Annotated in this window: 6 protein-coding genes, 2 tRNA genes and 3 pseudogenes; 5 read left to right on the forward strand and 6 right to left on the reverse strand. The window is 37.5% G+C overall.

All coding sequences use genetic code 11. The features are described 5' to 3' along the window. Positions 1-105, forward strand: a pseudogene (locus tag ACFIKI_RS06575) (late control protein); the annotation flags it as partial. Positions 106-644: 539 nt separating this feature from the next. Here ACFIKI_RS06575 and ACFIKI_RS06580 read toward each other — a convergent pair. Then, positions 645-718 (reverse strand) — tRNA-Gln (locus tag ACFIKI_RS06580). A 260-nt stretch (positions 719-978) separates the two neighbouring features. On the opposite strand from ACFIKI_RS06580, the gene ACFIKI_RS06585 reads away from it, so the two are divergent. The 3 genes and pseudogenes from ACFIKI_RS06585 to ACFIKI_RS06595 all read left to right on the forward strand — a co-directional run. After that, the gene (locus ACFIKI_RS06585) at positions 979-1368 is read left to right on the forward strand and encodes a VOC family protein (RefSeq protein ID WP_375612407.1); all 390 of its coding nucleotides are present in this window, start codon (positions 979-981) and stop codon (positions 1366-1368) included. Positions 1369-1600: 232 nt separating this feature from the next. After that, positions 1601-1684 (forward strand): annotated as a pseudogene (locus tag ACFIKI_RS06590) (DNA adenine methylase); the annotation flags it as partial. Positions 1685-3072: 1388 nt separating this feature from the next. Further along, a pseudogene (locus ACFIKI_RS06595) lies at positions 3073-3321 on the forward strand (hypothetical protein); the annotation flags it as partial. 107 nt (positions 3322-3428) lie between these two features. Here ACFIKI_RS06595 and ACFIKI_RS06600 read toward each other — a convergent pair. From ACFIKI_RS06600 to ACFIKI_RS06620, 5 genes are all read right to left on the reverse strand, one after another. Further along, positions 3429-3499 (reverse strand) — tRNA-Gln (locus ACFIKI_RS06600). 64 nt (positions 3500-3563) lie between these two features. Then, positions 3564-4322: an ABC transporter ATP-binding protein gene (locus tag ACFIKI_RS06605; protein WP_375666418.1), complete on the reverse strand. Its 759-nt coding sequence runs from the start codon at positions 4320-4322 to the stop codon at positions 3564-3566. Beyond that, the gene (locus tag ACFIKI_RS06610; protein WP_375666420.1) at positions 4319-5194 is read right to left on the reverse strand and encodes an iron chelate uptake ABC transporter family permease subunit; all 876 of its coding nucleotides are present in this window, start codon (positions 5192-5194) and stop codon (positions 4319-4321) included. The genes ACFIKI_RS06605 and ACFIKI_RS06610 overlap by 4 nt, the downstream gene beginning before the upstream one ends. A 67-nt stretch (positions 5195-5261) precedes the next feature. Beyond that, positions 5262-6218, reverse strand: coding sequence for an ABC transporter permease (locus ACFIKI_RS06615; protein WP_375666422.1), 957 nt, complete (start codon positions 6216-6218; stop codon positions 5262-5264). A 103-nt stretch (positions 6219-6321) separates the two neighbouring features. Then, positions 6322-7272: a siderophore ABC transporter substrate-binding protein gene (locus ACFIKI_RS06620; RefSeq protein WP_375646496.1), complete on the reverse strand. Its 951-nt coding sequence runs from the start codon at positions 7270-7272 to the stop codon at positions 6322-6324. Positions 7273-7470: 198 nt separating this feature from the next. Here ACFIKI_RS06620 and ACFIKI_RS06625 point away from each other — a divergent pair, with 198 nt between their 5' ends. Continuing rightward, the gene (locus tag ACFIKI_RS06625; RefSeq protein WP_375666424.1) at positions 7471-13110 is read left to right on the forward strand and encodes an autotransporter outer membrane beta-barrel domain-containing protein; all 5640 of its coding nucleotides are present in this window, start codon (positions 7471-7473) and stop codon (positions 13108-13110) included. The last annotated feature ends 145 nt before the right edge of the window (positions 13111-13255 follow it).

Below are 13255 nucleotides of genomic sequence, written 5' to 3' on the forward strand. Positions count from 1 at the left end.
ACCGTCACCCACCGCTATGAAAAACAAAGCGGATACACAACAGAAATCACACTCGAGGCACCAAACAAGGGAAAAGAGGCAGGAGAAAAGGAAACCTCTGAGTGACAGAAAATCAAAGGGTAATGTTTACCCTTTGATTGGTGATGAAGGGCATTTAGAGGAATAAGGACAACTTGTTCCAATTGCTAAAACGAGAAATAGGATCAAGTTGATCCAATTGCATGAGTACAGCAATAAGGTATTGTTTACCTAATTCCTCAAAGGAGCAATGGTGCAAACATTGCACAATTGCATACTGAAGAGCAATTTGGTCAAGTTGACTGAATTCCTTAAACGCTTCTCTTATTTAATAATGTCCTGAATAATGTGCTTAGGATACAGAAAAATCATCAGTCAATTTATGCTAAAAGAAGTCATACCATCTTATATACGCTGCTTCTCAAATAATACGATTCCAACTCAATGATTGATCATCAAAAATTGCGATTTTGAGCAGAAAAGAAAAAGAGGCTTTAAATGATCTTTGAAAGGTCTTTGAAGACCCTTTGAGAACCCCTTAAAAACTCTTTGAAAAAAAATAAATTGGTACAAAACCTAGTGGCAAATTATACAAAACCTGCTGGCAAGCTACAGGCAAGCTACACTGGCTGGGGAACTTGGATTCGAACCAAGATTGACGGAGTCAGAGTCCGCTGTTCTACCATTAAACTATTCCCCAATAAGCCAATTTTACCATTTCTAGCAGATTCTATAGTGTAGGCAAGTGCAAAAAATCTTTAGATTATCGATAATAAAGAGCGATAGGGATATCATTATAATCCCCGTAGTGGCGGTCTCAATATTTTAGCATATAGCAATAAGCGAATAAAAACATGTAAATAGAGCACACCGCGAATGGAGGCATCACAAACTCTTGTTGAAATATTCTCTAATAGGTATATGCCTGTCAGGCAACAGCTACTAAATCATGGAGAATTTATGAGTAATATTCCTACTTATCCTGTTACCCCAAACCTACAGTTGGTATACGTTTCAAACATAGAGTACTCTACGGCTTTTTACAAATTCATCTTCAAGAAAGAACCTGTGTTTACCTCGCCACGCTATGTTGCATTTGCTTCTTCGGGGGACGCTCTCTTTGCTCTCTGGTCTGGGGGCGATACGCCTGAGGAAAATGCACCTCGTTTTTCAGAAATCGGCATTATGTTGCCTACTGGAGAGGACGTAGATAAGCTCTATGCGGAATGGAAAGAGCAAACCACTGTTGAGATAAATGTTTTGAAGGAACCGTATACTGATGTATTTGGACGTACCTTTCTAATCAAAGATCCGGACGGACACATTATTCGTGTTTGTCCACTGGATTAAAAAGCCTGAGATCCGATCTTTAATCGTCTGAATTATAATATCTGAATTATAATAATTGTCTGTTTCCAAAACCTATAAGCTATGCACGCTAAGAGGCTTACTTACGACGCGTGGGCTTATTCGTTCGGTGCTGTTCCATTATTCAGCCCCACAACCTGTCTGTTTCCACAGGCGGTCTAATTGGTTTGGGGCATCAGTCGGCGTTATTACATGGCTAGTGATCCGTACTTGTAAAATCATAGAAGCTATCCCTCATCGCACTTATATTGAGCCTTCTATTGGAATGGGAGGAATATTCTTTACAAGGAAATTGATATCTTTTGAAGTTAAAAAGACATTGTACATAAAAACTAATAAAATCAATATATTAAGTGCAGTTATTTTATATGAATCCACTTAAGAATCCATACTTTTATGCATGTTTGAATTGATCATTTTTTATATAAGATTGCCATGGATGTATAGACCATAAAAAGCAAATCATGATGCAAATATTATAACGCATGGGTGCATTCAAATGAAAAGCGGTTATCATTCATAACAGGTCATAAATTTTATGATACGTCACAGCACAAATCACATTGTTTTAAATTTCAGGCGTTTGGAATTATCGATAACATAAATTGCATACGTTTAAGAATGGGATGTGTTTTGCTCTTTATTTGAGTGCAACCTTAAAAGGAATAATCGTTTGAAACGATCATAAGCTTATAGATTGAGTTCATAAAGATTGCACAAAAGGATTTAAAGATAAGATCGTTTTTTAAAACGCTTACTAAAAAGTTAGTAAATGATAGGCAGGCATTATATAGATACTATCATCACAATATAGAATGAAATCACAATGTTATGTCTTATGAAATTGAAAGTCTTTCCATGATATAACGCAAGAAAGTGAGAAAAAACGTTTTAAAAGTTACAGTTTAAAAATACGAAACCAAATGAGTTCTCCCAAAATTTTGGGGGCACCTATTGAAAAAAAATGAGGCAGCAAAATTCAAAACCATTGTAACATCTAAGGTATGGGATTTTACTCAATTTTGAGTCAAAAGCTATAATGTTTAAAGATGGCTCTTCTAAAGATAACGCCTCCAAAATTGGATTGGTTGATTTTGCCAACTCAAATTTGAGCTGGTTAATTTGCAAAGAAGTTACATTTGAGTGCAAAATGAAAAAATGCTTATGAAAACCTTATTGAGAAGACATTCATTTAAGATGCATTTTCTTTTGATTGGATTGATAAAGTTAGCAAGCGTTTATAGGCTCTATAATGCTAATGAATGATATCAAAATCATAGCTGTCATTTACGTTTCTTTTGATAAGTTTTCATATCTTTAATAGAGCGCTTGCAATATGATACGTTTTGTATATATGTATTGATTACTCCATTGTGGATGGTTCATTTGAATCTTATAATCAATATCTGAAAGCCGTACCATATCAATTGGCACGGCTTTCTTTTATGGATTCTCTCTTTAGAGATAGGTTTATATCTATTAAATAAGGCGTTCCTTGCCTGTCATTTATTTGTTTGTATCTGTAATCTTGATAATATTATTCGTTTTCATAAATCTCACATTTGGGGGGGAATAACACTTACTTTTACTGTTTAATTTTGCATTGCCATAGGGCTTTACCCCAGACCTTGGCATGATGGGAAACCTTGGCATTGCCATAAACAGAGCTAGATATGCGTATATTACTATGGAAAGGATTTGTTTAAGCGAGAGGATTACCAGACGATGTTTGCTTTGCTTGCGCAATTAAAGGGAAAGTTTCTTCTTTCTCAAATTGACGTGCCTCAGGTCTGAAAAATCTTTAGCCAATTTAAGATAAAAGAAGTCAGCACATCTTATACATGTGGTTCAAAAAATCCAACTCCAGCTCAAGAGCTTATCATCTCAAATTGCGATTTTAGAGGAAGAGAAAAATATGCATTAAAGGGATTTTAAATGACCTTTGAAAGTTTTTGAAGATCTTTTGAAAAAAATAAATTGATGAAAAACCTGCTTTCAAATTATACAAAACCCGATGATAAGCAACAATCATTAAATACGGGCTGGGGAACTTGGATTAGAACCAAGATTGATGAAGTCAAAGTCCGCTGTTCTACCATTAAACTATTCCCCAATAAGCTAATTTTACTATCCCTAGCAGATTCTATAGTGCATGTAAGCGCAAAAAATCTTTATGATTATCGATAATAAAGAGCGATAGGGATGTCATTAATTGTTTTGATTTGAATATCGACATCGTAAATGTCTTTAAGAATTTCTGGTTGCATAATTTCTTTTGGAGTTCCACAATAGGTCGCTTTCCCATTTTTCAGTGCAACAATCATATCTGAATAAGATGAGGCGAAATTAATATCGTGCATAACAATAAGGATGGTTTTTTTCAGTTCATCGGCAGTGCGGCGTAGCTGCTTCATCATGGAAACGGCATGTTTCATATCCAGATTGTTTAATGGTTCATCTAACAGAAGATAATCGGTATCTTGACAGAGAACCATGGCTATAAAAGCGCGTTGACGCTGACCGCCAGAAAGCTCATCTAAAAAACGGTCTTTTAAATCTTGTAAGCCCAGATAGCGTAGCGCACTGTCGATAAATTGTTTATCTTCATGTGTATACCAGCCTTTTGAATAAGGATAGCGTCCGAAACTTACTAAATCGTACACGGTTAAACGAAAAGACAAAGGATTTTCTTGACGCAGAATTGAGAGTTTTTGAGCCAAAATATCGTGGGGCATTTTATCAATATCAAAGCCATCGATATGAATTGTACCATTATGGTGTGGTAAAAGACGTCTTATCAGCATTAAAAGAGTTGATTTTCCGGAACCATTGGGTCCAATAAGAGAAATAATCCCCCCTTTGGGAAGATGAAGGCATAAATTATCGATAATCAATCGTGCTCCGTAAGCCTTGGAAAGATGATTGATTTCAATCATTTTAGTTTTCCCTTCATCAGTAACATTAAGAAAACAATTCCCCCACAAAACTCAATGATAAAACTTAAACGTCCTGCCATATGAAAAATTTGTTCTAAAATAAATTGTCCACCCACCAAACAAATAATAGCCAATAATATTGCAATAGGGACAACAACACTGTGTTTTGCTTGAGGAGAAAGTTCATAGGAAAGGTTGGCAACTAACAGTCCAAAAAAGGTGACGGGGCCTACCAAAGCGGTGGAAATGGATACGAGAATGGAAACAAAAATAAGGATAGCTGTCGCACTTTTGTGGTAATTAACGCCAAGATTGAGGGCATTATCACGTCCCAAAGCCAAAATATCAAGAAGATGACGGGAATGCCATCCAATCAAACTTACAATGAAGACAATGATTGTGGCAAAGCTTATTAATGGTGTATTGAATTTATTAAAATTTGCAAACATAATATCGGTTAAATTCATCATTTGGTCTGGATTTAGTTGCAATTGCATAAACATCCGTAAACTGAAAAAAAATCCGCCTAAAACAACACCGATTAAAAGCGTCAAATGAAGCCCTTTTAGGCTTCCTGAAAAGAGCCAGCGAAAAAGGCTTATTGAAAAAAGAATAAGAATGAGTGCTTCAAGAACGAGCTGTCCTTCTTCATTCAAAAAGGGCAAAGAAAGAGAGCCTACAAAATACATTAGGGCAGTCTTTATTAAAATATAAAGCTGATCAAATCCCATAATTGAAGGGGTAAGAAGACGGTTATTAACGATTGTTTGAAATAAAACCGTAGAGACGCTTATTGCATAGGCAATAAGAAGTAGAGAGGAAAGTTTTGTAAGACGAAATTTCCATGTATAAATATTGATATTCCACGTCATGTAAAGACTAATGACAATGCATGCTATGATGATAAGTGTTGTTAGTACACATATTGTTTTTCTTCTTCTATTCAAGACGCTTTCTCCAGCGTAAAAGCAGTATCATAAAAATAAAACTACCGATTACACCCATTATGGTGCTGATGGGAATTTCAAGAGAAGGATGAATGATTCGTCCTAAAAGATCACAAATCAAGACCAATCCTGCACCGCTGATGGCCACCCAAGGAGCGGTATAGCGCATATTATCTCCCATGAAACTTGAAACAATATTTGGAATAATCAATCCAACAAAAGGAATACGGCCAATGGTACAGACAACAACAGCAGTGATTGAGGCGACAATAAAAAGACCAAAAAACATGACAACACGATAATTCAATCCAAGGTTGTTGGTTAAATCTTCTCCCAAACTTGCAACCGTAAAGCGATCAGCAGTACAATAGGCCAGAATACAAAGGGGAAGGGATAGCCATAAGAGCTCGTATTTTCCTTCAAGAACCATCGCAAAACTGCCAAATAAGTAAGCTTGAAGAGAAGGGAGTAACATTTCATAATCTGCAATGGCATTGGTTAAAGAGCCAATAATATAGCTTAGCATAATCCCTGTAAGGGGGACAATGAGAGCAGATTTTAGAGGAATGCGTCGCAATAAAAACATAAAAAGTAAAGTGCCTGCCATGGCAAAAATTGTCGCAACGACCATTTTTCCTAAAACAGGGATATCGGGTAAAAAAATCATAATAAAAAGAATGCCAAGGGAAGCAGATTCAATGGTTCCAGTGGTTGATGGCTCGACAAAGCGATTGCGTGTCAATAGTTGCATAATCATGCCTGAAAGTGCAAGTGCTGCGCCTACTAAAAGGATTGCAATGGTACGAGGAAGACGCGTTTGCCAAAAAATAAGCCACGCATGGGGATCGGCTGCGAAAAGGTTAGAAGGTGTGACATCAGAATAACCAACAAAAATGCTGAGGATAGACAGGAAAATTAGAAGTGTTATGGTTATCCAGTAATTCTTCACGTTAAATCATTTTCTAACAAAATCTACAAAAAGCAAAGACTGCTTAATAAACAACCTCTGCTTTTAAATTTTATTTATATAGCAAGCAAGCTCTTTCGTGCGCTTATTTGCTCTTTGTAAAGGCTTCATTGATCTGCTGTGCGGTTTCAATGAGTGCCGTTAAACCACCATTTGCACGATACCAGCTCCAAGAGTCCAAATAAATAATTTGGTTTTGTTTGCTCGCTGTTGTGCGGTGAACAAGCTCATTATTGAGCAATTGTGCTGCGGATTGTCCTTCCCGTCCAATGGCTGCATCGCGATCAATCACTAACAACCAATCAGGATTGGTTTCAAGAATGAATTCAGGAGAAATGAGTTGTCCATGTTTTTGCACGGTAAGTTTATCGGTTGCAGGGGCAATTCCAAAAGCGGAGTGAAAAATATCGAAACGTGATTTTGGTCCGAAAGCACTGATTTTTCCACCAGAGGTCATGAGTATAAGCCCAGTGCCTTTTCCTTGGGTATTTTTACGGACTTCAGCAAAAGCTTCATTGATTTTTGCAATTTCCTTTTCTGCTTCTTGTGTTTTGCCAAAAATTTTTCCAAGGATAGACACATTTCGTTTAATATCTTCAAGAGAATTTTCGTTTTCTACGGTTAGATCAATTGTTGGAGCTATTTTGGATAAATCTTTATATTTTGCTTGAGTTCTGGAGGAAATAATAATCAAATCGGGTTGAAGAGTGGCAATTTTTTCATAATCTGGTTCAAAAACGGTACCGATTCTTTCATATTTTTCATCATTAAATTGTTGCAGATAGGAAGGTTTTTTTCCTTCAGGAAGGCCAATAACCGCTTGGATACCAAGGCGATTCATATTATCTAGCGAGGCAAGATCAAACACAACAACCTTTTGCGGAGAAGCGGGAACAGAAGTCGTGCCTGAAACATGATTAATCGTTACATTTGTCTGGGTACTCGTATTTGCAATACTCGTATGAGTCCATAAAACCGTTGCAAAGCTGATTGCAACCAGTAAAACAGAAGTCATCCATTTCATATATTTTATCATCGTGATTTTATCCTTTTATCTAATATTACAAAGGTTTGCGTACTTAAAAACTTAACTTTGGTATTTTTATGCACAAAATGAAGCTCAAATAAATAACACTATGTTGTAAAGTTGACTTTCATATGTTACAAATCGTTCACTTACCTCATTTTCACTTAATTCTAGTGTTTTTGCAACATTATTTAGAAAGTTTGACATATGATCAATGTATTTAAAAAGCGTACACGTTTGTACGCACTGACAACAAGTGCTTTCTTCTTTTTACAAGGTGTAGATACTTCTATGGAGGTGATGGGTAATCGGTTGCTATTACCAAACTTTGGAACATCTTTATCATACGCAAATACATCCACAACTTTGTCGAGCCCTACAGGTAGAGCCAACAGTTCTAGAGGTTTGCAATTAGGTGATCAGACTTATTCGCCTATTACTAGTTGTCACACTACTAAGAAAAATGGTGCTATTAATCTTGGTGCTCTAATGAACGGTATAGGAGGAGATCCAAGTGTTCTAGGAGGAGTTCCAGGTGTTCCAGGAGGAGTTCCAGGTGTTCCAGGAGGAGTTCCAGGTGTTCCAGGAGGAGTTCCAGGTGTTCCAGGGGGAGTTCCAAGAGCTATCCCAGGAGCTGTTCCGGCAGGAAGTATGGCAGCTGCTATTCCAGGTGGTATTCCAGATGCTGTTTTAAGTGTTAATTTAGGTTTTGACGGTGCTGCTGTGCCAGGTGGGCTAGGTCCTCAACCCCGTAGACAGATAAGAGATGCAAATAGGAGTGCAAGGGGTTCTGCACAGGATAATGCGGACCTTAGTTCGGCAGGTCTTAATGGTGATATGATATATGGAGCTATTTCTTGCGATAATGTTGGAAATTATGGGATAAAAGGAGGAATTATTATAGCAAAAAAGGATGAGAGCGCTGTATCTGTGAAGGGTCAGAATGCGGAGTCTGCAGAAAAAAATGTTCTTCATTTGGATACTGTATCTATTATGAGTGTAAAGGGTGAGAATGGTTCTTTCAGTGAAGGGGCAGCGGGTGTTGTAAAATTAATTGATAGTTCCTCTAAAGAAAAGGATAATGAGGATAATAATGCTCTTTTCCTCTCTGAGGTTGCTGTATTAGTAGAAAACGGACATGTTGATTTAATTAAATCAGATATTAAGGGTTTTTTTATTGGACTTGAAGCTAAAGGTTCTGGAAATATCAATATGGAAGGGGGCAGTATCAAAGGTACGCATATAGCTGCTTTGGCTGAAGATGGTGGGACGATTTCTTTAGATGAAGTAAAGGTTAATGTTCTTGAAATTGGTTTTTTGAGTTCTAAGGAATCTATTATATTGGTAAATTCTGGAGAAATGACCATACCAGCAGGTGGAATAGGAGTTATGTCGAGAGATGGGGGATTGGTTACATTAGATGGAACTATTGTTAGAGTTTCTGAGAGAGATAGTAATGGTTTAATCGAGAGTGCTGGTTTATTATCGTATGGGGGGAGTGTTTCCTTTAAAAATGGAAAACTTGAAGGTTCCGATACTATTGCATTGTGGGTAACTGATGAATTTGGAATGGATGTTTTTGATCGTCAGTTCTTAAATTTTGAAGATCAAGAAGATCAAGAAGATCAAGAAGAGGAAGAAGAGGAAAATAGTGTAGAAGATAGTGGAAATGTGAGATTGCGGGAAAGGATAATAACTACGCCCCATGCTAACGGTTCTGCCATTAGGGAGGTTTCTTCTATTATAAAGAATTCTTTAGGAGAAAATTCACCTTTTGCAGGTGATACTGCATTCTCTAAAAAAGCTACCCACCTAATGATTTCTGATATTCAAAATTCAACTATTAAGTTAGGCGGTAAATCTTATGGTATATATCTTGATGGGGAGGATGATATAACAAGAGAAAATAAAGCAGTATGGAAAGAAATGAGGAAGGATATATGGCATGCAGTTCTTTTGAAAGGTACTCGTCTCAAAGTCCCAGAGGGTGTGGCTATTTATGGTCATAATTCAGAGGGGAGCATTGTTCTAAAAGACGACTCAACTCTTTCAGGTGGTTTACTATTGAAAGCTGAAAATGATTCCAATTTGTCTGTTTTTGTTCACGATTCTTTAATTATGGGAGCTGCTCGTATTGATAAAGATTCTTATGCTAGGCTTTTTTTATCCAATGGATCGGAATGGTATGTAACAAAGGATCTATATAGTAGTTTGCCAAGTTCAGACAATATCTCAGATAAGAGTTGTGTGGATTCGTGTATTTCATCTATGAAACTTGCAAATAGTAATATTAGATTTTTTACTTCTTTAAGAAATGAAAATGCTGGGGATATTGAATATCGAACTCTTCGTATTGGAAGTGGAAAATATGAAAGTGAAAAAGGTGTAGTTTACACAGCTTCTGGGATTTCTAAAATTTACTTCAATGTAAATTTAGCGTCGGCTGATACGAAAAATGCTCAAGTATCTGATAGACTTATCGTTAATGGTAATGTTGACGGAAAAACTATAGTACATGTGAATGATATTTCAGGTGGAAAAGGGCAAGCGGATTCAGGTGGACATAACAGTGTTTCGCTTATTCAAGTTTATGGACAGGCAGAACAGGATTCTTTCAAGCTAGAAGGTTCTTATGTTACTCTGGGTACACCTTATAAATATATTCTTCGTGCTGAGAAGAAAAAAAATGACCCTTTCATTTCTGAGTTGGTAGGATTGGGGAACGAATTTTGGAATTTTTCTTTAGAAAGTGAGAATGTTGTTTCTTCTGTTGGAGAAGGAGCAGAAGATTCTTCATTGTCTGAGCAGGTAGCCGTTCAGTCTCCATCTACTCCAGTCTCAGAAACAAAGGATACATTATTGGTAACAACAGATGGAGATGATGAAACTATAAGTATTTCTCTTCTTAATAATTCAAGTGAGCATGATGAAGGATATTTAGTTTCTTCTGCTTCTGTGGTTTCGGGAAAAACTGCTGGAGGACCTGTTGGGCGTGTTCTTATGCTTGGTCATTCTGGTAATGGAGGTGTTTCTTCTCAGTGTAGTAATATGGAGCAAAATGGAGCTGGTAGATCGCAAGTTGCTTATTCGTGTAGTGATGGTAAATCATACACAATACAAGGACAGACACTGAAGGCAACGGATAAAACTCAACATTCTATGCATGCAAAGAATCAGAATACAGTTATTAAGCTAGAGGGAGCCACAATTAGTGGTGCAGATTCTGCTGATTTGAAGAATGGTATTGATTTGACGCAATCTGCGCTTGTGAGTGCTGTGCTTGCAGAAGAAAAAGCAGAGATTGTTTTGGATAAAAACTCAACAATTCAATCTTCTGTAATTGGACTTGAAGCTAAAAGTGGTGGAAAGGTTAAGATGAATGCTGGGATGGTCAATGCTCATTATGTAGGCGCTTTGGCAAATTCTGGATCATCTGTTAATTTAAAGGATACGAAAATTAACATGACGGGGGATTTTGCTGCAGCTGGTCTGGCAAGTAAGGCTGGTGAGATAATCATGGATTCAGGGGCTATTACTCTGGAAAAGGGAGTGGCAGTAAGATCAGAATCTGGGGGTAGCGTTAAATTAGACAAAGTTAACATTACTGCGAAAAAAATGCAAGGTGAGTCGGATTCCGCAAAGGTTTTGGGGCGTGCAGCTTTTCTGTTGAGTGATAATGGTTCTGTTGAGTTTAAAAATGGGAATGTTGTGACTGATGCTCATGCTTTGTGGATTGTGAAGTCTGATGATAATGTGGTTGAGACCGGCTCTTCTAGGAGAAGGAGATCTTCTGAGGTTCGTCCTAATATGAATCGCGCAGATATCGAGTCTTCTATTGTTAGGGTGGAAGGTGAGGGAACCTACGGTATATATTTTGATGGTCTAACATTGAAGGAAGGGAGTAAACAAAATCGAAGTAAGGATTTAGCAAAAATTACCGCAGAAAAATCTGTAGAGCGTTCTCGAAAAGGCAATACTGCTGAGCAAACAGGCGTTGTTAAACGGAGTGCTGTATCCACACAGGAGAAAACACTTATAGGTATAACAGGGGCAATTTCATTGAAAAAAACTGATTTTGAAGTTGCGAATGGTATAGCGATCTATGGTAATAATTCTGGTGGTCATGTTTCATTAGAAAATAAGACAACTCTTACTGGTGACTTGTTATTGAAAGCCGAGAATAGTTCTAATATATCAGTCTCGGTTGATGGTTCTATTGTTACAGGTGATGTTCGCATTGATAAAAGTTCTTATGCAAAATTAGATTTAATTAATAAATCAAAGTGGATTTTAACAAGAGGTGCACAGAAGAATTTGGGCACTCCGGATTCAGGATGTGTAGATTCATGCGTTTCTTTTGTAAGTCTTGTAAATAGTGCTATTTATTTTGAACCTTCGGAATCTAAAGCAAAATATCAGACTCTCCATATTGGAAATGGGAAAGGAACAGTTTATGAGGCACAGGGTGATGCTTTAATTTATCTCAATGCACGTTTAAACCCTGATGATTCGAGTGATCAGCAAGTCACTGATCGCCTTGTCATTCATGGTGATGTTTCTGGAAAAACAAAAATACATGTACGAGGTGATGCGGGCAATGTAGGGAATGGTCAAGCAAATGCTAAGATTGCTCACAGTGTTTCAATTATTCAGGTCTATGGTCAAGCGAAGAAAGATTCCTTCCAACTTGAGGGCGATTATGTTGCACTGATCAACTCACCTTACAAATACACTCTCCGTGCTTATGCTCCAGAAGCGACTTCGAAACAGGGGCATGTTCAGCAGAAATTTGTTAAGGAAGGTGGCAAGTTTTGGAACTTCCGTTTAGAGAATCAATACGTTAAATCTGTTGGATTTGCTGCCCTTCCTGGACAATTTGTAAGGTCTGTTGTTCCACAGGTGCCAACTTATCTCATCTTGCCTAATAGCGTATTCCATACTGGTTTGATGGATATTAGCAATCAAAACAAGCAGTTGGAGACATTGCGGACCACTTCTAATGGAATAGTAGATGTTCGTGAGAATCCTGCTTTATACTTGCGCGGCTATGGTGGAAGTTATCGTTATACTTCAGATCTTTCCGCACTTGAATATGGTTACGGAGGTGATTTTAGTTATAATGGTGTAGAAGCAGGTGTTCTGCTGCAAACTATTGAAAATGCTGACAGTACTATATCCTTTGGCGTTATGGGGACTTATGGAAAACTTTCTCTGCAGCCTTTGAATGTTGAGCAAAGTCAGAAGAGTGCATTTGATAAATGGACTGCTACAGTATATGGTAGCATGCAGCATAATGTTGGCTTCTATGTCGATGGTCTTTTGTCCTATGGTCTGTTCAAAGGTGATGTTCTCACCCTTGCACGGGGTAAGACAGCGACATTGAAAGGTGATCCTTTGAGTGTTTCTTTATCCGGTGGTCAGACAATTGCTACAGGATATAAGGGATTTGTTTTTGATCCGCAGGTTCAGGTTGTTTATCAACATCTCCAGTTTAATAAGGCCCGTGATATCGACAATTTTGATATTGAAATGGGTAAACTTGATCAGTGGGTGGCTCGTGTTGGTGGACGCTTAACCAAAACTCCTACAGGCTCTGAAGAAGTGAATACTGTTGCTTTCTATGGTAAGCTTTATCTTGCCCATGGTTTTGGAGGAAAACAGTCTATGCATTTCAATGATGCTTTCAAGTTAGGGGCTTTTGGTTCTTCTCTAGAGGCTGGATTAGGTGTTAACGCCAAATTGTTTCCGCAGTTCTCTCTGCATGCTGATATTCTTTATCAACATAAACTTAATAAGGCTGGTTTTTCTGGAACAAGTTTTTCCGGAGGAGTGCGTTATCAGTTTTAATATAAGGTACAGTATGTACTTTTTAGAAAAGGCAGTACAATGTGCTGCCTTTTTTCTTTATAACAACTTGTGTTGTTCTGAAAAGATTCTCGTCTTCTTTATTGAGCAAAAAAAAGACATAGTTTGTTTTAAGCACGAGAGCGTT

The organism is Bartonella sp. TT121SHDZB (genome assembly GCF_042193415.1).
GTDB lineage: Bacteria > Pseudomonadota > Alphaproteobacteria > Rhizobiales > Rhizobiaceae > Bartonella.